The following is a 22763-nucleotide window of genomic DNA, read 5'->3' as shown; positions in this document are numbered from 1 at the left end:
ACAATGCCGACCAATGACGAACTGCACCTGGCCGACCAGAAGCACGCTGCTGCGATCGAAGAGCTTCGAAGGCAAATGCACCGGCAGGGCGAAATGATCGAGACGCACGACATCCACATCAGGCGGCTCGATGAGTTCACGGCCGAGCTGCGCGAATCGCTTGCAACCAAGGATGACATTCAGGGGCTTCGCGCCGACATCCGCGAGCGACTGGACCGCGACCAGTTGCTCGACGAACGCCTTGACCATTACCGGCAGCGAATCGTCGATCTTGAAACCGAACGCGAACAGAAGGCTAGCGCGCGCGAGTCGCGTTTCTCCCGAAACATGAACTGGGCCGTGCTCGCATTGTTTGCCGTCGAGGTGATCGTGGGCGCCCTGCAGCTCGTGGGGGCTGGTCACCATGCCTAATTTCTCGCGGCTCTATCTGGCGTTCCGCAGGCCACGCGTCTTTCTTGTGGCGCTCATCACGTTTGTGACGGTATCGCTGCTCCTGCACCTCGTGCGCGGCTATGACTCCGAATTTGGCGCGACGAACCTGATCCTTTCGATTGAAGCTTCGATTGCGAGCGCGATGCTGATGGTCGTCGCCGAAGATTCTGCCGAGATGCAGCGGCGACAGGCCGAGCAGACGCGCGAAATGCTTGTCGCGGTGCTTTCAATGTCCGAGGTGCAGCAGCGAACGCTGAAGGGCATCCTTCTCATCGCCGAGGCGCAGCGCGACATGCTGATCGACCACGCGGATCTGCTGCGCGCGCTGAAAGAAGGCGATCAGCGCATCCTGGAAATGCTCACCAAAGGAGAGGCGCATGCCGCGGATCTCGGCTGACCAGGCTGGCGGCCTGAACCGCTGCGCGCTCCTCGATGCAATAGCCTGGTCGGAGATTGGGCCGGACGTGCTGAACAACTCGGACGACGGGTACAACGTGCTCGTCGGCTCTCTGCCGGGTGCGGTTCATACGTTTTCGAGCTACGCCGATCACCCGGGCATTTTCGTGCCGGCGTGCAATTCGGATGCGGCGGGACGCGCCCAGATCATGAAGCACTGGTGGGACGCCTACAAGCCGATCCTGCATCTGCCCGATTTCAGCCCGGTCTCACAGGATCTGTATGCGATCCAGCAGCTGCGCGAATCGCATGCGCTGCCCCTGATCGATGCGGGAAATCTCGAGGGCGCTGTCGCAGCGATTGCGCATATTTGGGCGTCGCTCCCGGGCTCTCCCTATGGCCAGCACACCAATACGTTCGATTCCATCAAGGCCGCCTATCTCCTGGCGGGCGGCCAGCTTTCCTCAACCTGAAGGTGACCCATGACCACAAGTCAATTTCTGATGGCTGTCCTGAACTGGCTTCAGGGCGATCCGTCGCACGTCGTTGCGGCCGCCGCGCTTCTTAACGCGGTAATTCCCACTCCGGATCCGCGCACGCCGGTTGGGAAGGTCTACAAGGCGCTCGAGCTGCTGGCGCTCAACGTTCTGCACGCAAAGGAAACCGGCGTCTCGCCGGCGACGCTGGCGGATCAGGTTGCCGCGGCTCTCGCGCAAAAGCAGTCCCCTCAAACAGCATTGCCCACCTCGAAGGAACCTTCGTGAAAAACGCGAAACGACTCATCAGCGTCGCGATGTCAATCATCGCCGGAATTTCCCTGCTTGCGGCCTGTACTGCCGCACAGCAGACCCAGGCGCTCACTGTGGCGCAGCAGGTCAACGCACAGATCGCGAAGGTTTGCGACGTGTACAACCCGATCGCCGCCGACGTCACGGCCTTATATCCGACGGTGAGCAGCCCGGACGTGTTGCTTGGCATGTCTGCGGTGGCGGGATTGTGCGGGGCGAATGCCGCAACGGACGTGGCATCCCTCCAGACCATTTCGCAGACCGTTCTCCCGGCGGCCGTCAAAGGCCTGGCTACCGCAGGCCTGAGCGCAGCGGACCAGTCCAAGATCGGCAACCTGCTGACTGTCGCAAACCTGGCGGTGGCCGCCGCATATGCGGTCTATGGAACGCCGACCGCGGCCCCTGCGGCATCATCGCCCGTGGCCGCTTCCGCGCCGGTTGCTGCGAGCCAGTAAATGACGCCGCATGACTTCGCGCTGCTCGCGCAAGAGGCCTATACCGCGGTGCCGGACATCGGCACCGCGGATAGCGCCTCGCGCGCGATTATTCGCGAGACTCCTGCGGGTCTCGTCGTGGCATTCCCGGGAACGAACAACGTCACATGCTGGCTGGCGGACCTCGATGTTGCGCCGACGCCGGTCGATGGGGCGGGCGATGTGCATCGCGGATTCTGGCTTGCCTGGCAGGCGATCGCTGCTGAAGTGCTGGCGGCGATCGGCGATAAGCCCGTGACGCTGGTTGGGCACTCCCTTGGCGCGGCGATCGCCATCATGGCCGCAATCTCGCTGACGGTCTCGGGCAAGCCGCCGGCGGCGGTGTTTGGATTCGAGCCGCCGCGCGTGTCGACGGGAGTGAACGTGGCGGCCGTATTGCGCGACGTTCGCGTGAGTCTTTTCAAGAACGGCAACGACCTCGTTCCGGACGTCCCGCCCGGCTGGAATCACGCGGCCCCCCTCATGCATATCGGCGCGGCAGCCTGTCCCTTTCCGAATGTATCGGATCACCTGATCGCGAGAGTGGTCGAGGCGCTTGCCGTCGCAGCAAACACTCAGGACTAGAGCAATGAAAAAGCTACTCGCAGGTCTTCTCTCGCTGGTTTCATCCTTGGCGTTCGCTACGTCGACGGTACCGATCCAGCTACTCAACCCTACCGGGTCGACAAGCGGGCAGGCAATCGTTTCGACAGGCGCCACCAGTGCGCCGGCGTGGGGAGGCCCGTATGCGGCGTTGACGGGGTCCGCCTTCACTGGCCCGCTGACGATCAGCTATGCAAATGCCGTCGTTACAACGAATGATTCGTCCGGCACTGGATTCGCGAAATACGCGTTTTTGTCCAATGGCTCCTATGTCTGGGACATCTACAAGGCGAACGGCGGTACCGGTAGCCTATGCGTAGAACGGTATGTTTCCGGGACCTTCGTCGACGATCCCCTCTGTATTTCCAATTCGTCGGGAGCCGCCACATTTGCTGATGGGCTGACCGTATCGGGCGGCACGATAACGGGCATATCCGGACGACTTCTGAATGTCCAGGTCTTCTCAGCCAGCGGTACCTATACGCCGACGAGTGGCACGACGAAGACCATTATCACGGTGCAGGCGCCCGGCGGCGGATCGGGCGGAGCCGCAACGACGTCATCTTCCAACGTATCTTTCGGGTTTCCAGGCTCGGGTGGCTCTTACGCACAAGTGTTGTGGGCGGCTCCGACGTCGCAAACAGTGACTATTGGAACGATCGGCACAGCAGGTACGGCGGGGGGCGCCGGCACGGCAGGAGGCACGACTAGCGTTGGATCGGTCGTGTCGTGCCCAGGAGGAACCGCGGGAGTCGCAGGACTTACCTCTACGCCGCCTTCGATCCTGGGGCCCGGTGCGGGGCCTGCAGCCTGCACGGTTTCGGGGGCAACGACGATCACGAGCATTGTTGGCGGCCGCAGTCCGCTTCAGATCGCCCTTTCGACCACGGTGGGCGCGAATTCCCAGGGCGGCCCGAGTGCGATGGGCTATGCCACTTTTGGCGCGGGCGGCAATTATGGTGTCGGCGGCGCGGGGAGTTTCAATCCGATCAGCACGAGCGCGGGCAATGGTTCTGCTGGCGGCCCGGCCATCGTAATTTTCTACGACTACCAGTGAGCTAGCGGCCGCGCCTGACGACGATACCGACCGATGTCGCAACATACAGGCCGAGCATGAGCCTAAGGTGCGGCTCCTGGCAGTATGGCGGCATGTCGACGTAGTATTCCAGCGGATGAGCGTCGGGCGCGATGCGCAATTCCTGGACCTCGTGCCCGCGATCGCGCAAGCGGGCGATCAGCTCCTCGATGTCGCGCCGGCGGTAGATTACCGTGTGGCCCTGCTCGACCGTCCCATCGTTCGACGACAGGTTGAATTCGGTAGTGTGCACGGCGATGCCGCCGACCCGCAGCGTTTTCTCGACTGCATTAATGACGAACTGCATTCCCGCTTCCAGATCGCCGAGATGCTCGAAACAGCAGGACGACCAGTTGAAGTCGAAACCCCGCAGATGTTCGGGAATCGCGTTCATGTCACAAGTTTCATAAGTGACAAGCCGATCGAAGGTCTGCCGGTCGACAACTTTTTCGTGCCACAGACCGTCCAGCGAAGCGCTGTACTGCCCCGTCTCGTTCCAGCCCGCTGCTGCGCCTATCTCCGCCGGCGCATCGGTGGCCACGATCGCTGCTCCCATCTTCGCGAATAGAGAGGGCAGCCTTTCGGAGCCGACGCCGAAGACCAAACCCCGGGCACCGGGCTTCACTTCGCCAGATTCGATCAGGTGATGGATGATGAATACCCACTCCCAGAGCTTGCGGTGATAGGTGAACCAGTGACTGATGAGTCCGCGTATTTCCTGGAATCTCGGATGGAAGAAATCGGCAGCTGTGCAGTTGGAAAACTGCATGAAGGCGCCGGCGCCGTTCGGATGGAAAAATGGTGGCCGAGGCAGATAATGCGGCGCGACAACAGGTTGTTGGCCATGCGCTTCAGCGCGAATGGCGGCAATCGACCGGTTGAGTTCGTCCCGCAGCGCAGCGAATTCCCCTTGCCACGCGCGATCGTTGATCTCGATCACCGCAGGCGGCTGTTTCTCGGCAGCTGCGATTTTGTTCAGTGAATCATGGATTCCGAGCAGCGCGCTGTACGCGCGCAGTACCTGCCGGAATGGCGTCATCTGGGTGACGGACATGAGGGCCTCTCTCTCGTTTTGTAAGGATTTTCTTACCTCGTGTTACCGACGCGCAGTCTACACCAGTTGAAGGAGAGGCCGCAGGTTCGGATCAGTGAGTTCCAATCGCTGCTGTTACCGCCGCTATGACGTCCTGGCTCAGGTCGCTGGCGATCTGGCAAACCGCGAGCCGGTGCGCGGGAATGACTTCGTCGTCGACGGCGCTGTGAGCCATCAAGGCGAGTAGCCCCTGCAGCTGCATCGCCTTCAAAAGCACTAGATCGATCGCTTCGATAAGCATTTTTATCTGCAGATGGTCTCCTCGGACGCCGGTGTTTTCAGGCGCAAAATCTCTCTCGCTATAGGGTTGGTCTGGCCCGTTCATGTGGTTCTCTCGATGTAATGTGGTCTCGATTGTGGGTATCGCACCTCGGTAGTGCGGAGAACATTATGAAACGGGAGTGAAACTATCGTATCCCGAAAAGCGGCCTGAGTTGGCCGCAATTTGCGGCCAAAGTCTCGCGATGTGGCACCGATTTGATGTCATCAATACAATCGCGCGCATGGCCAAGACCAAAGACATCGTCAACACGACGCTTCGCCTGCCTCGGGATCTGCACGCGCAGCTCGAGGCGCAGGCATCGACCGGCGGCATCACGCTAAGCGCTGAGATTATTTTCCGGCTGCAGCACGATCCGCGCGACAGCTATGCTCGCGCGATCCTAGACGAGATCAGGTCGCGGGACAGTGCGGTAGAAGAGGGGCTGAGACGACAGGTCGAGACGATGCTAGGGGCCTTGGAACGAGCCGACGAAGTACTGGAGCGCGTCGAGAGCGCGATGGCGCTGGTGCCTCCGGACAGCGCTCCGGCAGCATTGAAGCGAGAGGTGGAGTTCGCGCGGCAGTTGATTGCTGCTCTCAGCGCTCATCGTTGAGGCGTTCGCATTGCCAGCTTTTTGCCAGCATTGATTGTCCGGATGCCTATCTAAAAGGGATTGTAGGGGTTCGAGTCCCCTTCCTCGCACCAAGTATTTAAAAAGCCCCGCCAGTCGATGACTGGTGGGGCTTTTTACTTACTGGTTGCACGCACAACCAATCGCCACGGAACCGCTTACCCGGTTACTCCGCGCGTGCCTGCACGCTTTCGATAATGCGGTCGAGCGCGTCGCCGAACGCCGCTTTCTCTTCCTCGTTGAGGCAGTCGAACAGATCGACGTTCCACTTGCGGGCGATCGGCATGATCTTGCGGTACAGCTCGCGTCCGTCAACAGTCAGCGAAATCAGCACGACGCGTCCGTCTTCTTCGCTCGCTTCGCGCTGCACGAGCCCCTGGTTGATCAGCGCTTCCGCCGCGCGGCTTGCCTGACTCTTGTCGAGGTTTGCATGCCGCGCGAGGTCCATGACCGAAAACGGCCCAAACGATCCCACTGACGCAATCACGCGAGCCTCCGGCAATGTCACACCGAGCTTCTCCTGATAACGCTCGCCGATGCCGCGTTCGGCAAGCTTGTTCAATACGTGCAGACGGTATGTCAGAAACTGTTCGAGCCCGGCTTTGGCGGAGGCCTTCATGGTCGTCCCGATGGTGAGTGAAAGCGATCGTGGCGCTGTGATTGTTGCCGCAACCGCCTCACGGGTCAACGCACGCCGTATCTAAGACGCGTCAGCTGCTCGGCTTCGTTGGCGAGCAACTGCGCGGCATCGCGAATCGCGACTTCGAGTGTGATCGGGCCAGGCGCCGGCGAGAAGCAGCCGCTGAAATGTTCGGCAAGGCGCGGCAGCGCGGAGGAGTCCACTGCGCCCGACAACAACGTGGCCGGCACGCCTAAGGCGCGTGCATGCGCGCAGGCGATAAACGGCGCCTTGCCGTGCAGCGTCTGGACATCCGAGCGGCCTTCGCCCGTGATCAGCCAGTCTGCGCCTTCAAGCGCTACATCAAGGCCGATCTGGCGAGCCACGGTTTCCGCGCCCGGTTCGAACTGCGCGCCGAGCATATGCAACGCGAAACCCAGACCGCCGGCTGCGCCCGCGCCTGGCAAGTTGCGAGCCGTGCGCTGGAGAGCCGGTTCGAGCAGATCGGCGAAGCGGGCGAGGGCCGCGTCGACGCTCGTGATCTGTTCGGGTTTCACGCCTTTCTGCGGCCCGAAGATCGCAGTGGCGCCATGTTCGCCCGTGAGCGGATTGTCCACGTCTGACATGCCGACGAATGTCGTATCGGCGAGTCGCGCATCCAGTTGCGAGACGTCGACGCGAGCCAACCGGGCAAGCTGCTCGGGTGTCGGCTCGAGTTCCTCGCCCTGGGCATCGAATAGCTTCATGCCAAGGCCTGCCAGCAATCCCGCGCCACCGTCATTCGTGCTGCTGCCACCGAGCGCCACGAAGAAGCGCCGCACGCCGAGGTCGAGCAGTGCGCGAATGGCTTCGCCCATGCCGCGCGAGCTGCGTGCTTCAACCGGTACGCCCATGCCGACAGGATCGGTAATGCCCACGATCTCGGCCGTTTCGACGATCGCGCTGCCGTCGCCTGTCAGCCCTGTGGCTGCTTCACGCACAGGACCCGCGGCGCCGCGCACGCTCAGGACGCGGCGTTCGCCGCCGCCGGTCAGCATGGCGTCGAGCGTGCCTTCGCCCCCGTCGGCCATCGGGCAGATGCGCACGATGACATCGGGCCGCGCACGCGCTACGCCGGACGCGATGGCTTGCGCCACCTGTTCGGCGCCAAGCGAGCCTTTAAAAGAATCGGGAGCAATGACGACGACGGGCGCGGACGACAGATTCGGCATGGTGTCTCTTGATAGTTGAATTCAGTGCGGAGGCGGTGCGGGCGGGCGCTAGCCCAACGCGTCCGCTAGCTTATCAGCATGCCGCGCGCGACTGAATACGTCGAACAGCATAGCCGGAATGGAGTGACTGAAGAGGCGCAAACATGGGCCCAGGCCGTCAAAACGGCTCTAAACCGACCCGAAACCCGCAGGAAACTGGACAAAAATGGGCGCGAAACTCCGAATCCCGGCTAAGCGCGCGAATAGTTTGCTAAAATATTCGGCTCTTTAGACCCAAACCGTGCTGCCGGTGGCCTGCAAGCCCGCGGCGCAGGCGCTGAATCGATGTGACGCAAGATGCGAAGCGACGTCGAATAGCGGCACGAAGAAGATAACTGATTCGCTCGAATAATTTTAGGACGATTGAAGCCATGGCTAACGTTGTTGAGAACCTCGGCAAGCTCGAACGCCGCGTCACGATTTCCCTGCCGAAAGACACCGTGCAGAAGGAAGTGGACTCGCGTATCCGCCAACTCGCGAAGAATGTGCGCATGCCGGGCTTCCGCCCTGGCAAGGTGCCGCTCAAGATGGTGACGCAACAGTATTCGGGCCAGGTGGAAGCCGAAGTGCTAAGCGACAAGGTTGGCAAGGAGTTCTTCGACATCAGCCGCGCCGAGAACCTGCGCGTCGCGGGTCAGCCGAGCTTCGCGCCGAAGGTCGATGCAGCGGAAGGCGACTACGCTTTCGACGCAACCTTCGAGGTTTACCCCGAAGTCAAGCTGGGCGACGTTTCCACGGCTGAGATCGAGCGCACCACGACCACCATCAGCGAAGCGGAAATCGACCGCACGCTGGACATCCTGCGCAAGCAGCGCGTGCACTTCCACGCCCGCGGCGACGCCGGCGAACACGGCGACGGCGGTGCAGACACCGCAGCCAAAGACGGCGACCGCGTGACGGTCGACTTCGCCGGCAAGATCGACGGTGAAGTGTTCCAGGGCGGTAGCGCGGAAGATTTCGCGTTCGTGCTCGGCGAAGGCCGCATGCTGCCGGAATTCGAAAAGGCAGCGCTTGGTCTGAAAGTGGGCGAAGCGAAGGAATTCGACCTGGCGTTCCCGGCCGACTATCACGGCAAAGACGTCGCCGGCAAGACGGCGCAGTTCACGATTACGATGAAGAAGATCGAGTGGCCGCACCTGCCGGAAATCGACGCTGAATTCGCCAAATCGCTCGGCATCGAAGACGGCGATCTGGTGAAGATGCGCGCTGAAATCAAGGACAACCTCGAGCGCGAAGCGAAGCGCCGCACGCAATCCATCGTCAAGAACCAGGTGATGGACGCGCTGTTGAAGATTTCGGAGCTGGACGTGCCGAACGCGCTGATCGAACAGGACCAGCAGCGTCTCGTCGAAATGGCGCGTCAGGATCTGACGCAACGTGGTGTGCCGAACGCCGCCGACGCGCCGATTCCTGTAGAAATGTTCAAGGAACAGGCTGAGCGCCGCGTCAAGCTGGGCCTCGTGCTCGCTGAACTGGTCAAGGCCAACGGGCTGCAGGCGAAGCCGGAGCAGATTCGTGCCGAAGTCGACGAATTCGCGAAAAGCTACGAAGACCCGAAGGAGGTCGTCCGCTGGTATTATTCCAACCAGCAGCGCCTTGCAGAAATGGAAGCCTACGTCGTTGAAGCCAACGTCGTCGATTTCGTGCTCAGCAAGGCCAAGGTGACGGACAAGGAAGTAAGCTTCGAAGAACTGGCAAGCGCAACGGCGCAAGCGTAAGCGTCGCTGCAACGGCGTGCCGGCTGTCGGAGCGACGGCCCGCACGCCGTTTTTTTATAAAGCGTCGTGTTGAGCGGGGTTCGCCGGGGTCGGCGCACTTGAATACTGCGCTGTCGTACTTACCTGTCCGGTACCTGATAAATATTCCCAGACAAGGACCCATTGCATGACCTTTCGCGCCCAAATGCTGGACACGTTGACCTCCCAGTCGTCGCGGGATCTCGAAGCACAGGCGCTCGGACTCGTGCCGATCGTCGTGGAAACGAGCGGCCGTGGCGAGCGTTCGTACGATATCTACTCGCGTCTGCTCAAGGAACGCGTGGTGTTTCTGGTCGGTGAAGTGAACGACCAGACGGCCAACCTCGTCGTCGCGCAGTTGTTGTTCCTCGAAAGCGAAAATCCGGACAAGGACATCAGCTTTTACATCAATAGCCCGGGTGGTTCGGTTTCGGCCGGGATGGCGATCTACGATACGATGCAATTTATCAAGCCGGACGTGTCGACCCTGTGCATGGGCCTCGCGGCCAGCATGGGCGCGTTCCTGCTGGCGGCCGGCGCAAAGGGCAAGCGTTTCACGCTGCCGAATGCACGCGTGATGATTCACCAGCCGCTCGGCGGCGCGCGTGGTCAGGCATCGGATATCGAGATCCAGGCCCGTGAAATCCTGTATTTGAAGGAACGGTTGAATCAGTTGCTGTCGCATCACACCGGTCAGCCGGTCGAGCGTATCGCTCGCGACACTGATCGCGACAACTTTATGTCGGGCGACGACGCCCAGGCGTACGGCCTGGTCGATCAGGTGTTGCATAAGCGTCCATGATCCGGCGCGGTTTTCGCCCCGTTTTTGAGGGCGAGAACACGCCCGTTTATGGTGTGAAATAATTAGAATCGTCCAAGCGCCTGCGGCAAGCGCCGTCACTGCTTTTGCTCATTCGCCCCAACTGCGAGGCAGGGGCAAACGGCGTATCATGTAATCGAGTGTCCGGAGGCTCACACATCTATGGCGGACAAGAAAGGTTCTAACAGCGAAAAGCTGTTGTATTGCTCGTTTTGCGGCAAGAGCCAGCATGAAGTCAAAAAGCTGATTGCCGGCCCGTCGGTATTCATCTGTGATGAATGTATCGACCTGTGCAACGAGATCATTCGTGACGAAGCAGCAGGCGCGGGCATTGAAGCGGGCCTGTCCAAGTCCGATCTGCCGAGTCCGCAGGAAATCCGCGAAATTCTCGATCAGTACGTAATCGGGCAGGAACGCGCGAAGAAGATTCTTGCAGTGGCCGTTTACAACCACTACAAGCGCCTCAAGCATCTCGACAAGAAGGACGAAATCGAGCTGTCGAAGAGCAACATCTTGCTGATCGGCCCGACCGGCTCCGGTAAGACTTTGCTCGCGCAGACGCTCGCCCGCCTTCTGAATGTCCCGTTCGTCATTGCCGACGCAACGACGCTGACGGAAGCCGGCTATGTCGGTGAAGACGTCGAGAACATCATCCAGAAGCTCCTGCAGAACTGCAACTACGAAGTCGACAAGGCCCAGCGCGGCATTGTCTACATCGACGAAATCGACAAGATCAGCCGCAAGTCGGACAACCCTTCGATTACCCGCGACGTATCGGGCGAGGGCGTTCAGCAGGCGTTGCTGAAGCTGGTCGAAGGGACGATGGCGTCGGTGCCGCCGCAAGGTGGTCGTAAGCATCCGAACCAGGACTTCATCCAGGTCGACACCACTAATATTCTGTTCATCTGCGGCGGCGCGTTCGACGGCCTTGAAAAGGTCATCGTCGACCGTACGGAAAAGACGGGTATCGGTTTTGGGGCCAGCGTCAAGAGCAAGCAGGACCGCGACGCGGGCGAAGTGCTGCGCGAAGTGGAGCCGGAAGATCTGATCAAGTTCGGGCTGATTCCTGAACTGATCGGCCGTCTGCCGGTGGTTGCCACGCTCGGCAAGCTCGACGAAGTTGCTCTGATGAAGATTCTCGTCGAACCGAAAAACGCGCTCGTGAAGCAGTATCACAAGCTGTTCAGCATGGAACGCGTGGAACTCGAGATCCGTCCTGGTGCATTGCAGGCGGTTGCACGCAAGGCGATCCGTCGGAAGACGGGTGCGCGTGGTCTGCGCTCCATTCTGGAACAGGCGTTGCTGGACGTGATGTATGAGTTGCCGACGATGAAAGGGGTTAGCAAGGTCATCATCGACGACAACGTCATCGACGGCGACGGTAAACCTCTACTGATCTACGAAGACGCACCCAAGGTTGCGGGTTCGAATTGATCGGCTTTAAAGGTTTTGCAAAAAAAGCCGTTCATGGCAACGTGAACGGCTTTTTTGTTTATCTTGGGTTAGGATGGTTGTGTTTCCTTTGGAGTCACTGAACTTTTCCCACACGCGGAGGCCTTGTAATCGTTTTTGCAGGCCTCACCTATCGAACGAACTGATACCACTCATGGGGAAATGAAATGTCAGGAACCCAACTCCTCCCGCCGGAACGCACTACGCTCCCGCTGCTCCCGCTGCGTGATGTAGTCGTTTTCCCGCACATGGTGATTCCGCTCTTCGTAGGCCGCCCGAAGTCGATCAAGGCTCTCGAAGCAGCAATGGAAGGCGGCAAGCACATCATGCTCGTCGCCCAAAAGACGGCTGCCAAAGATGAGCCGACCGAAAAGGACATGTACGAAGTAGGATGTATTGCCAACATCCTGCAAATGCTGAAGCTGCCTGACGGTACCGTGAAGGTGCTCGTCGAAGGCTTGCAGCGTGCGAAGACGCTCTCGATCGAAGAGCAGGAAACCCAGTTTTCGTGCGAAGTCATGCCGCTCGAACCCGACCACGCCGACAGCGCTGAAACTGAAGCGCTGCGCCGCGCGATCGTGTCGCAGTTCGACCAATACGTGAAGCTGAACAAGAAGATCCCGCCGGAAATTCTGACTTCGCTTTCGGGCATCGACGAAGCCGGCCGTCTGGCCGATACGATCGCGGCGCATCTGCCGCTCAAGCTCGACCAGAAGCAACACATCCTCGAGATGTTCCCGGTCATCGAGCGCCTCGAGCACCTGCTCGCGCAACTCGAAGCCGAGATCGACATCCTGCAGGTGGAAAAGCGCATCCGTGGGCGTGTGAAACGCCAGATGGAAAAGAGTCAGCGCGAGTACTACCTGAACGAACAGGTCAAGGCAATCCAGAAGGAACTGGGCGAAGGCGAAGAAGGTGCGGATCTCGAAGAACTCGAGAAGCGCATCACCGCTGCGCGCATGCCGAAGGAAGCCAAAAAGAAGGCTGACGCCGAGCTGAAGAAGCTCAAGCTGATGTCGCCGATGTCGGCTGAAGCTACCGTCGTGCGCAACTACATCGACACGCTGATCGGCTTGCCGTGGCGCAAGAAGAGCAAGGTCAACAACGACCTCTCGAATGCGGAACGCGTGCTCGACGAAGACCACTTCGGTCTCGAGAAAGTCAAAGAACGTATTCTCGAATATCTTGCTGTCCAACAACGTGTGGACAAGGTCAAGGCGCCGATTCTTTGCCTCGTTGGGCCTCCGGGTGTCGGTAAGACGTCGCTGGGTCAATCGATTGCACGCGCAACGAATCGCAAGTTCGTGCGTATGGCACTCGGTGGCGTGCGCGACGAGGCCGAGATTCGCGGCCACCGTCGGACCTACATTGGTTCGATGCCTGGCAAGATCCTGCAAAGCCTGACCAAGGTTGGCGTGCGCAATCCGCTCTTCCTGCTCGACGAAGTCGACAAGATGGGCCAGGACTTCCGCGGCGACCCGTCCTCGGCGCTGCTGGAAGTGCTCGATCCGGAACAGAACCATACGTTCGCCGATCACTACGTCGAAGTCGATTTCGATCTGTCGGACGTGATGTTCGTTGCGACGTCGAACTCGCTGAACATTCCGCCGCCGTTGCTCGACCGGATGGAAGTGATCCGTCTGTCAGGTTACACGGAAGACGAGAAGGTCAGCATTGCGCAACGTTACCTGTTGCCCAAGCAGAAGAAGAATAACGGCCTGAAGGAAGGCGAGGTCGAAGTCACGGAAACTGCAATCCGCGACATCATTCGTTACTACACGCGTGAAGCGGGTGTACGTTCGCTCGAGCGTGAAATTTCGAAGATCTGCCGCAAGGTCGTGAAGATGCTTCTGCTGAAGAAGGCAGAGGGTGCGGTGACGGTCGACGGCAGCAATATCGACACGTTCCTTGGTGTGCGCAAATACGACTTCGGTCTGGCCGCGAAGGAAAATCAGGTTGGCCAGGTCACGGGTCTCGCGTGGACGGAAGTGGGCGGCGATCTGCTGACCATTGAAGCCGCGGTGATGCCGGGTAAGGGCAACGTGACTCGCACGGGTTCGCTGGGCGACGTGATGAAGGAATCCGTCGAGGCAGCACGCACGGTGGTCCGCTCGCGTTCGCGCCGTTTGGGTGTTAAGGACGAAGCGTTCGAGAAGCAGGACATTCACATTCACGTGCCGGAAGGTGCGACGCCGAAGGACGGTCCGTCCGCCGGTATCGCGATGACGACCGCGCTGGTGTCGGTGTTGACCGGTATTCCGGTGCGTGCCGACGTCGCGATGACGGGCGAAATCACGTTGCGTGGTGAAGTGCTGCCGATCGGTGGCCTGAAAGAGAAGCTGCTCGCAGCGCATCGTGGCGGCATCAAGCTGGTGCTGATCCCGGAAGAAAACACCAAGGATCTCACGGAGATTCCGGACAACGTGAAGAATGCGATCGAAATCGTGCCGGTCCGCTGGATCGACAAGGTGCTCGAACTCGCACTCGAACGTGTCCCGCAACCGTTGCCGGAAGAAGAGCCGAAGCCTGCTGCGCCTGTCGCAGCGGAGGCCGGTAAAGACGCCGCAACGGAAGTGGTGAAGCACTAAGCCAATTCGTAGCAGAGTCTGCGCATCAACAGAAACCCGCGGCATTGTCCGCGGGTTTTTGCTATCTGCAGGTCGCACAAGGCGTTGCATTTGCCTTCGTTGTCCCACTCTTTGGATTAATGGCGCCGCATGCAACCCGTCGTTTTGCGCCGCAGCGCCCGGTCGCAAGATTTCGTCATAAAAGCGGATAGCAAAGTCCCCTCGAATCCGGCGCAACCCCGCTTGACATAAGGCTTTCGGCCAATTCTAATTGGTTGGCTCGGCGTCCTTGCCGTGCTGCGTTATTACCCGGCGCTATAAAGCGCCATTACGATTGCCCAAAAACATTCTCGGGGGTTGGAATGAATAAAACGGAATTGATCGATCACATTGCACAACAGGCCGATATTTCGAAGGCGGCGGCGGGGCGTGCATTGGATGCTGTGATCGGCGGCGTCAAAGGCACGTTGAAGAAGGGTGGTTCGGTGACGCTGGTCGGATTCGGCACGTTTGCAGTTGGCAAGCGCACGGCACGCACGGGACGTAATCCGCGCACGGGCGCTGCGATCAAGATCAAGGCAGCCAAGGTGCCCAAATTTAGGCCTGGCAAAGCACTAAAAGATGCGCTAAACTAATCGACTTGCTGCATAAGGGTGGTGCGTTTCGGAAGGCTCAGAATGCTGAAGAGCGCGGCGCGACTTAGGTAGTAAACAGGTATCACGCAGAATCGCGGAGCGGGTGCTTAGCTCAGTTGGTAGAGCGGCGCCCTTACAAGGCGTAGGTCGGGAGTTCGAGCCTCTCAGCACCCACCAGTTCCCGGTTCAGCATGCAGTGCATACGCAGTATAAGGAGTGGTAGTTCAGTCGGTTAGAATACCGGCCTGTCACGCCGGGGGTCGCGGGTTCGAGTCCCGTCCACTCCGCCAGTATCCTTGAAAGGCGAACTCCGGTTCGCCTTTTTTATTGCCCGCTGTTGTAATATCGGGCGTTCTGTTTTTGGCATCCTTAACGCATGCTCGATTTTTTTCGCAATCACAAACGCCTGATGATGTTCATGCTCATCCTCGTCATCGTGCCGGGGCTGGGTTTTGTGGGTATTCAAGGCTTCCGTGGCTTCTTTGACGAGAGCGCCAACGTCGCCAGCGTCAACGGGCACAAGATCACCCGTGCCGAGTATGACGACGCGATGCGTCAACAACTCGACCGCGCACGTCAGATGCTCGGCGCGAATTTCGACATGAAAATGTTCGACACGCCCGAGCGTCGCAAGCAACTGCTCGACGGGTTGATCGAACAGCGCGTGCTGAACGATGAGACGCAACGTCTTCATCTGACGGCATCCGACGACGCAGTGCGTCGCGTGTTGCTGAACGACCCGGTGATTTCGTCGCTCAAGAATCCTGACGGTTCGATCGACGTGAACCGCTACAAGGAACTGCTCGCCATGCAGGGCATGACGCCCGATCAGTATGACGAGCGCGTGCGCTATACGCTGGCCACGCAGCAGTTGCCGGCCAGCATCGAGGGCAGCGCCTTCACGTCGAAGACACTGGCGCAGAACCTCACGACGCTTGCCGAACAGCAGCGTGAAGTACAGAGTCTCGCGTTCAATCCGCACGACTATCTCGCCAAAATCCAGCCGACCGACGCGCAGTTGCAGGCGTACTACGACGCGCATCGCAATGAATTTGCGACACCCGCCACCGCGACCATCCAATACCTCGTGATGTCGCCGGACGCGCTGGCCGCTGGTCTGCAACCCTCGGACGCGGATCTGAAAAAGTTCTACGACGACAACATCGCGCATTACCAGACTGCCGCGCAGATGCGCGCGAGCCTGATCCTGGTGTCCGTAGCGCCGAACGCGAGCGCGGACGACAAGGCCAAGGCAAAGCAGAAGGCCGATGCCTTGCTGGCGCAAGTCAAGGCGCATCCGGACGACTTCGCGAAGATTGCCCAGGAGAGCTCGCAGGATCCTGCTTCGGCTTCGAAGGGTGGCGATCTTGGCTACTTCGGACGCGGCATGATGGCCGGTGGCCAGGCGTTCGACGACGCTGCATTCAAGCTGAAGAAGGACGAGATCAGCGATGTCGTGCCGACCGACGTGGGCCTGCTGATCCTGAAGGCGACGGATGTAAAGCCGTCTGTCACGCAGCCCTTCGACACGGTCAAGGATTCGATCGCCAAAGACCTGAAGGCTCAACTCGCGGCCAAGGCATTCAGCGATGATTCAGATGGCTTTACGTCGTTGGTGTACGAGAAGGCCAAGAGCCTGCAGCCGGCAGCCGACAAGTACAAGCTGCAGATCCAGACTGCAACGGTGACGCCGCAGCCTAACCCTGCGTTGCCGCTCACGAGCCCGCTGAACAACGCGAAGTTCCTCGCCGCGGTATTTGCGAACGACTCGGTGCAGTCGCATAACAACACGCAGGCTATCGACGCCGGCAGCAACACGCTGATCGCTGCGCACGTCACTGCCTACAAGCCGGCGGCCGTGCCTCCGCTCGACACCGTCAAGGACGCTGTGCGTCAGAAGGTCATCGCCGTACAGGCCGATGAGGCGGCACATAAGGACGGCATCGCCAAGCTTGCCGAGTTGCAGAAGTCGAATGCGACTACCGGTTTTGCGGCGCCACTGAAGGTCTCGCGCAATGACGCCCAGGGCTTGCCAGTCGCCGCATTGAGCGCAATCTACAAGGCCGACCCGCAGAAATTGCCGGCCTACGTGGGTGTCGACCTGGGTGATGCGGGCTATGCGGTGTATCGCGTGAATGCGGTGTTGCCTGGTGCACCGGTCGATCCACGCCGTCTCGTCGCCGCGCAGCAGGAGATCGCGCAGTCGGAAGCGCAATCCGAAGTGGAAGCTTATGTCGAAGCACTGCGCGCGCGTTCGAAGATCAAGTTCTACGGCTCGCTGGATAGCGCTCAAGCGGGTGGCGACTGATTGAGTTGAAGTCCACGCGCGGTGCCAGCAGCAAGCCGCACGCACTTTTCAAGGAATCACAAAAAAACCCCGCATTTGCGGGGTTTTTTCTTATCTGGCGAACTTCACCAGAGGCATTGTTGAGGGGAGCCTTAGAGGCAAGCGCTGATGGAGCTGGTTGCGTCGCTGCTCGCACCGCCACCACCGCTGCGGAAGCCGACCCACGAGCCGGTGCCATTACCCGGGCGCACCACAGCGGCCGCGCCGTTAGGCGGTTGCTGGCCCGGCACATACACGTCGACAGCCTGATTGTTTGCCAAGGTAGCTTGCGAGACGACCTGCTGTTGAGTGCCGTCTGCCCACTTGTGCGCAATACATTGCGCGACGGCTGCTGGAGGTTGCTGGCTTTGTCCCACGGACTGGACGCCAACCGGCGGTTGAGCGGCGCAGGCAGAGATTGCCACGGTCAAAGCGATAAGCGGTAAGTATTTCACGTCATCTCCTCACAAAAGCGCTCAAAAACGAGCCGGATTTCGCGGTTAGCGAAAGTGTCTGATCGACCTTCCCCTGTGCGCGTTCCTCGCTCGTTCGCAACAAGTTGTAAGAAGCTTGTCAGTGTGAGGAACCCGTGCGCAACAACGGCTTGACGGTCGGCCACACGTTGTCAAGTAGCACGGGCTGTGCCTGCTGGGTCGGATGCATCTGATCCGCCTGGAACATGTCTGGTTTATCCGCGATGCCGGCAAGCAGAAACGGCACGAGCGAAACATGCAGGTCCTTCGAGATCTGCTCGTAGACTCCGTGGAACTTTTGCGTGTAGTCGGGGCCGTAATTGGGTGGCACGTACATGCCGATCAGCACGACCTTTGCATGCGCCTGTTGTGCCTGTTCGACGATCGTGCGCAAGTTGTCCTCGGTGGTCGGCAAGGGGACGCCGCGAAGCGCGTCGTTGGCGCCCAGTTCGACGATTACGATGCTCGGTTTGAGGCGCTGTATCAGTTCGGGCATGCGGGCACGCCCGCCGCTTGTCGTGTCGCCGCTGATGCTTGCGTTTGCAACGCTATAATCGATCCGCTCATTGGCAAGACGCTGGCGCATCAATGCAACCCAGCCCGTATCGCGGGGCAAGCCATACTCGGCTGAAATGCTGTCGCCGAGAACCATGATGACCGGCCGGGCCGTAACGGGTGCGTTGGGTGGATTGGCGGCACGGGCCACAAGCGGTATTGCCGAAAAGGCCATCATGAAGAGGCCGGCGGCTGTGTTCAAAGCGGCGGCGCGCGGCGCAGCCAGGCGCACTTTCAATCTACGCCTCACCATGCAAAAGAAAACTGATCCAGTCATCGAAGTGCGGGGATTGTGCAAGAGGGTTAAGGATGCGACGGGTGAACTGACGATTCTCGATGATATCGATCTTTCCATCGAAGGCGGCAGCAGTGTGGCGATTGTCGGCGCATCCGGGTCCGGCAAGTCTACGCTGCTCGGTCTGCTTGCAGGTTTGGACAGCGCCACCTCGGGGTCGGTTCGGCTTCTCGGTCAGGAACTCACCGAGTTGAGCGAAGACGAGCGCGCCGCATTGCGCAACGGCTCGGTCGGGTTTGTCTTCCAGTCTTTCCAGTTGATGCCGCATCTGACGGCGCTCGAGAACGTGACCTTGCCGCTCGAGTTGCAAGGCGGTATCAGTTCGCGCGATGCGGCAGCGAGAGCGCGCGGCTTGCTCGAACAGGTGGGGTTGGGGCAGCGTACGCGTCACTATCCCAAGCTGCTGTCGGGAGGCGAGCAGCAACGCGTTGCGTTAGCGCGCGCGTTTGTCACGCATCCGGCCATTCTCTTTGCCGATGAGCCGACAGGCAGCCTCGACGCGGCCACAGGCCATGCGGTGATCGATCTGATGTTCGAGATGAACCGGGCCAACGGTGCGACGTTGATTCTCGTCACGCATGACATTGAACTCGCGCGCCGTTGCGATACCACGGTGACGATCGAGGCAGGGCGTCTCGCCTGAGACGCTGCCTGCCCCGACACCGGGGTTCACATACTCAACGCTTCAATGCTGCCCGTGCGCGTGCGATCAATGCCGAGGTCGACGAATCGTGCTTCGCCGGATCGACGCTCGCTGAGGTCAGATCGGCCTCGACCACCTTGCCGAGAATCTTGCCCAGCTCGACGCCCCATTGATCGAACGAGTTGATGTCCCACACCGTGCCCTGCACGAGTACCTTGTGCTCGTAAAGCGCGATCAGTGCGCCGAGCGAACGCGCGGTGAGCGCCTCCAGGATAATCGTGCTCGACGGACGGTTGCCGGGGAACATCAGATGCGGCGCGAGTTCCGGCTTGTCCGGGCCCGCTACCTTCTTCGCTTCCTCGAGCGTGCGGCCGAGCATCAGCGCTTCGCTTTGCGCGAAGCAGTTGGCCAGCAGCTTCGGATGATGGCTCACGAGCGGATGCTCGGGAGTGAGCACAGCGATGAAATCGATCGGTACGAGTGTCGGGCCCTGGTGCAGCATCTGGAAAAACGCATGCTGGCCGTTCGTGCCCGGCTCGCCCCACGTGACGGCTGAAGTCGGATAGTCGACCATCGCGCCATCGAGGCGTGCGGACTTGCCGTTACTCTCCATCTCCAGCTGCTGAAGATACGACGGCAGGTAATGCATCGCCTCGGAGTACGGCGCGACCAGGTAGCTTTGCGAGCCGAAGAAGTTGCGATACCAGATGCCGATCATCCCGAGCAGCACGGGCAGGTTGCGCTCGAGCGGGGCCTCGCGGAAGTGCTTGTCCATGTCGTCCGCGCCGGCGAGCAGTTCGTCGAACTGCTTCGGTCCGATCGCGATCATGATCGAGAGGCCGACGGCCGACCACAGCGAATAGCGGCCGCCCACCCAGTCCCACATCTGGAAGACGTTCTCTTTGGCGATACCGAACTTGACGACTTCGGCCGTGTTGGCCGACACGCCGACGAAGTGTTTCGCGAGCGCGTTTTCCGGGCACCCCTTCTCGATGAACCAGTCGCGCAGCGAGCGCGCATTGGTCATGGTTTCGAGCGTGGTGAAAGTCTTCGAGACGATGATGGCGAGCGTCTCTTCCGGGTCGATCTTCTGCATGACGCGGTAGAGATCGGCGCCGTCGACGTTTGACACGAAGTGGCTGGTGATCTCCGGCGAGGCGAGGTGATGCAACGCATTCGTCACCATCTTCGGACCGAGATCCGAGCCGCCAATACCGATATTGACGACATAGCGAATCCGCTTGCCGGTATAACCGGTCCACTCGCCGCTGCGAATCTTGTCGGCAAACGCCGCCATCTTGGCGCGTTCGGCCGTAACTTCAGCGTGGAACGGGGCTTTCGGATCGGAGGCGCGCAGCGCGGTATGCAGCACCGCGCGGCCTTCCGTCGGGTTGACGATCTCGCCCGCGAACATGGCGTCACGGCGTTTCTCGACACCCGCTTCGCGGGCCACCTGCACGAGCAGCTTGAGAGTTTCGTCCTTGATGCGGTGTTTGGAGAAATCGGCCGCGAGTCCACCGCCAGCGTACGCAAAGCGTTCGGCACGGGTGGGAGCGGGATCGTTCGCGGGGGCGAACCAGTCGCGCATATGCTCATTGCGAATCTTGTCGTAATGGGCTTGCAGCGAGGACCAGGCGGGGAGCGTGTTCAACGTCATGAGATCGTCCGTCTAACGAAGGGGCACGAAAGAAAGGCAGTGCGCGCGAGGCGCAGCCGGTGGGATGCTCGGGCGCGCTATCGGGGCTTCGGGTTCGCAACGGTTCCCGGCCGGACAGCGCAGTACTTCAGTATAGCGGCCTTGACGCGAAGCGGGCAGGCAGTTGGACGCCGGATTCAGATAGCGGGATTGAGCGGGACAAGCCTCGCCCGCTACGCGGGTCCGGCAACGCCGACTCCGGTTTGCACCTCGAGCTGTTCAGGCTGGATAGAACATCCGGTTCAGCAGTTTGCGTACCATCGGCGCCAGTTCGCCTGCTGTCAAGCCTGCGGGGCCGTCGCCCTGGGCTGTTAGCGTATCGGCAGCGAGGCCGTGCAGATACACGCCCGCGAGCGCCGCTTCGTACGGTGGCAGGCGCTGGGCCAGCAACGCGCCGATGATACCGCCGAGCACGTCGCCAGTACCGCCTGTCGCCAGCGCGGCGTTACCGGTCGGATTGACAGCGAGCCGGCCGTCCGGCGCGCCAACCACCGTGCCGGTGCCTTTCAGCACGATGACGCAGGCGAAGCGCGCGGTTAGCGCGCGTGCGGCGGCGAGCCGGTCGCGCTGCACGGTGGGGACATCGCAGCCGAGCAGCCGCGCCGCTTCGAGCGGGTGCGGCGTCAGCACGCACGGATCGCTCTTTGCTCCGCGGGCGGCGACCTTTGCGGCAAGCGCAGGATCCTTCGAGACCTGGTTCAATGCGTCGGCGTCCAGCAGCTTAGGAACGTCGAGCGGCAGCACATCGTGCAGCGCCTGGGTCGCGCGGTCGCGATGACCCATGCCGCAGCCGATGGCCAGTGCGTCCATCTTGTCGAGCGGCAGATCGTCGATGGCGTGCAGCATCAGCTCGGGATGGGGCGGATCGTAGGGCGGGGCGCCTGCGCCAAGCAGCGCCACGTGGATTTTCCCGGCGCCGCAATGAAGCGCCGCGCGCGCTGCGAGAATCGGCGCGCCGCACATACCGGAGTCGCCGCCGACCACGGCGAGGCTGCCGAACGAGCCCTTGTTGGTCGAGAAATCGCGCGAAGGGAGGTACGGTGCGAACAGTGCCGGGGCATTGAGTTGCACACCGCCGGTACGGGCGACCGTGGCCGTCGTGTCCAGACCGATTGGCGCGACGGTCACCGCGCCGGCCAGATCGCGCCCGGAAGCCATGAAGAGTCCTGGCTTGGCGCCGATGAATGTCACCGTGTGCGTGGCTCGCACTCCTGTGCCGGACCCAACCACATTGCCCGTGTCGCTATCGAGCCCGCTCGGCACGTCGAGCGCCAATACGCGGCCTTGCCGCTTCGCACGTTGTGACAACTGTTGAGCAAGCGTGGCGAACACGCCTTCGAGCGGCCGGGTCAGGCCGATCCCGAACATGCCGTCGACCAGCCAGCCATAGTGCTCGAAAGAATCCGGCGCTGACGTGCTGATCGGAACGCCTGCCGCGCGCGCCTCGCCGAGCGCCCAGCGGGCGTCCTCCGGTTTGACTTCGACGGGCATACAGACTTCGACCGCGACGCCGGCGATATGCAACTCGATCGCGACCACCAGCGCATCGCCGCCATTATTGCCGGGACCGGCGACGATCCAGACTGTCGCGGCAGAACCGCTGGAGCGCTCCGACGCGATCTGCCCAGTCAGGAACAGCGCAGCGGCGCGGCCGGCACGCGCCATCAGTTCGTGCGGCGGCAGCGTAGCCGCGGCGCTGACTTCGAGCGCACGCAGATCGGCGACGCTCAGAAGCGCGAGCGGTCGGTCGTGCGTGTCGATCAGGCCGGAGAGGTCGGAAGGATTGTTGGGACTGACAGATGCGGCTTCGTTCATGGCGGCGTCAAGCGATGGCCCGGGCGGGCACGGAACCGTCATGGTAGTGCGAATGCACGTAAGGGGTGGAACTGTTCGGCCAGGTTTCGTCGCACGACGGCGCCCGAGGACTCTCAGGGCGCCTCAGC

General features: G+C 60.9%; 23 protein-coding genes and 2 tRNA genes. 17 read left to right on the top strand and 8 right to left on the bottom strand.

Annotated elements, in window-relative coordinates; all coding sequences use genetic code 11:
• Positions 1–3 precede the first annotated feature (3 nt).
• Genes P3T17_RS06115 through P3T17_RS06085 form a run of 7 tightly spaced genes read left to right on the top strand, consistent with a single transcriptional unit; the run spans position 4 to position 3749 of the window.
• Entirely contained in the window at positions 4–411 is a 408-nt protein-coding gene (locus tag P3T17_RS06115) for a hypothetical protein (protein ID WP_429405329.1), read from the top strand.
• A 46-nt stretch (positions 412–457) separates the two neighbouring features.
• Positions 458–829, top strand: a complete 372-nt coding sequence (locus P3T17_RS06110; protein ID WP_429405327.1) for a hypothetical protein — start codon at positions 458–460, stop codon at positions 827–829.
• Positions 810–1301, top strand: coding sequence for a glycoside hydrolase family 24 protein (locus tag P3T17_RS06105; RefSeq protein ID WP_429405325.1), 492 nt, complete (start codon positions 810–812; stop codon positions 1299–1301). Before P3T17_RS06110 ends, P3T17_RS06105 begins: the two co-directional genes overlap by 20 nt.
• Before the next feature lie 9 nt (positions 1302–1310).
• Entirely contained in the window at positions 1311–1592 is a 282-nt protein-coding gene (locus tag P3T17_RS06100) for a hypothetical protein (protein WP_429405323.1), read from the top strand.
• Positions 1589–2071: a hypothetical protein gene (locus tag P3T17_RS06095; RefSeq protein WP_429405321.1), complete on the top strand. Its 483-nt coding sequence runs from the start codon at positions 1589–1591 to the stop codon at positions 2069–2071. The genes P3T17_RS06100 and P3T17_RS06095 overlap by 4 nt, the downstream gene beginning before the upstream one ends.
• Positions 2072–2674, top strand: coding sequence for an alpha/beta fold hydrolase (locus tag P3T17_RS06090; RefSeq protein WP_429405319.1), 603 nt, complete (start codon positions 2072–2074; stop codon positions 2672–2674).
• Positions 2675–2678: 4 nt separating this feature from the next.
• Positions 2679–3749: a hypothetical protein gene (locus P3T17_RS06085; protein ID WP_429405317.1), complete on the top strand. Its 1071-nt coding sequence runs from the start codon at positions 2679–2681 to the stop codon at positions 3747–3749.
• Between the two features lies 1 nt (position 3750).
• On the opposite strand, the gene P3T17_RS06080 is transcribed toward P3T17_RS06085, so the two are convergent.
• Together P3T17_RS06080 and P3T17_RS06075 are read right to left on the bottom strand one after the other, a co-directional pair.
• The gene (locus P3T17_RS06080) at positions 3751–4821 is read right to left on the bottom strand and encodes a hypothetical protein (RefSeq protein WP_429405315.1); all 1071 of its coding nucleotides are present in this window, start codon (positions 4819–4821) and stop codon (positions 3751–3753) included.
• 91 nt (positions 4822–4912) lie between these two features.
• Positions 4913–5185: a hypothetical protein gene (locus tag P3T17_RS06075; protein ID WP_429405313.1), complete on the bottom strand. Its 273-nt coding sequence runs from the start codon at positions 5183–5185 to the stop codon at positions 4913–4915.
• Between the two features lie 178 nt (positions 5186–5363).
• Between P3T17_RS06075 and P3T17_RS06070 the strand changes: the two genes are divergently transcribed.
• Positions 5364–5735 carry a hypothetical protein gene (locus P3T17_RS06070; protein WP_429405311.1) on the top strand — a complete coding sequence of 124 codons (372 nt, stop codon included), beginning with the start codon at positions 5364–5366 and terminating at the stop codon, positions 5733–5735.
• A 184-nt stretch (positions 5736–5919) separates the two neighbouring features.
• Here the strand turns inward: P3T17_RS06070 and P3T17_RS06065 are convergent, their stop codons facing one another.
• Complete coding sequence (locus P3T17_RS06065; protein ID WP_429405309.1) at positions 5920–6372, bottom strand: MarR family winged helix-turn-helix transcriptional regulator; 453 nt, start codon at positions 6370–6372, stop codon at positions 5920–5922.
• Positions 6373–6437: 65 nt separating this feature from the next.
• The gene (locus tag P3T17_RS06060) at positions 6438–7583 is read right to left on the bottom strand and encodes a glycerate kinase (protein ID WP_429405307.1); all 1146 of its coding nucleotides are present in this window, start codon (positions 7581–7583) and stop codon (positions 6438–6440) included.
• A gap of 410 nt (positions 7584–7993) precedes the next feature.
• Here P3T17_RS06060 and tig point away from each other — a divergent pair, with 410 nt between their 5' ends.
• The 8 genes from tig (at position 7994) to P3T17_RS06020 (ending at position 17140) form a co-directional block, all read left to right on the top strand.
• On the top strand, positions 7994–9340 hold the full coding sequence (tig, locus tag P3T17_RS06055) for a trigger factor (RefSeq protein ID WP_429405305.1): 1347 nt from the start codon (positions 7994–7996) through the stop codon (positions 9338–9340).
• A 166-nt stretch (positions 9341–9506) separates the two neighbouring features.
• Entirely contained in the window at positions 9507–10160 is a 654-nt protein-coding gene (gene clpP, locus P3T17_RS06050; RefSeq protein WP_074264769.1) for an ATP-dependent Clp endopeptidase proteolytic subunit ClpP, read from the top strand.
• A gap of 180 nt (positions 10161–10340) precedes the next feature.
• A complete protein-coding gene (clpX, locus tag P3T17_RS06045) occupies positions 10341–11612 on the top strand; it encodes an ATP-dependent Clp protease ATP-binding subunit ClpX (RefSeq protein ID WP_074264768.1) in 1272 nt (423 codons plus the stop codon).
• Positions 11613–11797: 185 nt separating this feature from the next.
• Positions 11798–14218, top strand: coding sequence for an endopeptidase La (gene lon / locus P3T17_RS06040; protein ID WP_074264767.1), 2421 nt, complete (start codon positions 11798–11800; stop codon positions 14216–14218).
• Between the two features lie 341 nt (positions 14219–14559).
• Positions 14560–14832, top strand: a complete 273-nt coding sequence (locus tag P3T17_RS06035) for an HU family DNA-binding protein (RefSeq protein ID WP_007585907.1) — start codon at positions 14560–14562, stop codon at positions 14830–14832.
• Between the two features lie 101 nt (positions 14833–14933).
• Positions 14934–15009, top strand: a tRNA-Val gene (locus P3T17_RS06030).
• Between the two features lie 36 nt (positions 15010–15045).
• Positions 15046–15122, top strand: a tRNA-Asp gene (locus tag P3T17_RS06025).
• Positions 15123–15208: 86 nt separating this feature from the next.
• Positions 15209–17140 carry a SurA N-terminal domain-containing protein gene (locus tag P3T17_RS06020; RefSeq protein ID WP_429405303.1) on the top strand — a complete coding sequence of 644 codons (1932 nt, stop codon included), beginning with the start codon at positions 15209–15211 and terminating at the stop codon, positions 17138–17140.
• Positions 17141–17271: 131 nt separating this feature from the next.
• On the opposite strand, the gene P3T17_RS06015 is transcribed toward P3T17_RS06020, so the two are convergent.
• A complete protein-coding gene (locus tag P3T17_RS06015; RefSeq protein ID WP_074264765.1) occupies positions 17272–17613 on the bottom strand; it encodes a hypothetical protein in 342 nt (113 codons plus the stop codon).
• Positions 17614–17731: 118 nt separating this feature from the next.
• On the bottom strand, positions 17732–18439 hold the full coding sequence (locus P3T17_RS06010; RefSeq protein WP_429405301.1) for an arylesterase: 708 nt from the start codon (positions 18437–18439) through the stop codon (positions 17732–17734).
• Here P3T17_RS06010 and P3T17_RS06005 point away from each other — a divergent pair.
• A complete protein-coding gene (locus P3T17_RS06005; RefSeq protein WP_074264763.1) occupies positions 18438–19124 on the top strand; it encodes an ABC transporter ATP-binding protein in 687 nt (228 codons plus the stop codon). The genes P3T17_RS06010 and P3T17_RS06005 overlap by 2 nt on opposite strands.
• Positions 19125–19158: 34 nt before the next feature.
• On the opposite strand, the gene pgi is transcribed toward P3T17_RS06005, so the two are convergent.
• Together pgi and P3T17_RS05995 are read right to left on the bottom strand one after the other, a co-directional pair.
• Positions 19159–20781 (bottom strand): glucose-6-phosphate isomerase, encoded by a 1623-nt coding sequence (gene pgi, locus P3T17_RS06000; protein WP_429405300.1) that lies wholly within the window; start codon positions 20779–20781, stop codon positions 19159–19161.
• Between the two features lie 258 nt (positions 20782–21039).
• Complete coding sequence (locus P3T17_RS05995; RefSeq protein WP_429405298.1) at positions 21040–22635, bottom strand: NAD(P)H-hydrate dehydratase; 1596 nt, start codon at positions 22633–22635, stop codon at positions 21040–21042.
• Positions 22636–22763: the final 128 nt, after the last annotated feature.

The sequence above is a fragment of the Paraburkholderia sp. GAS82 genome (assembly GCF_050436285.1).
GTDB classification, from domain to species: Bacteria; Pseudomonadota; Gammaproteobacteria; order Burkholderiales; family Burkholderiaceae; genus Paraburkholderia; species Paraburkholderia phenazinium_B.
The sequence above is the reverse complement of the archived record's forward strand: the minus strand, read 5'-3'. Positions and strand labels throughout refer to the sequence as shown.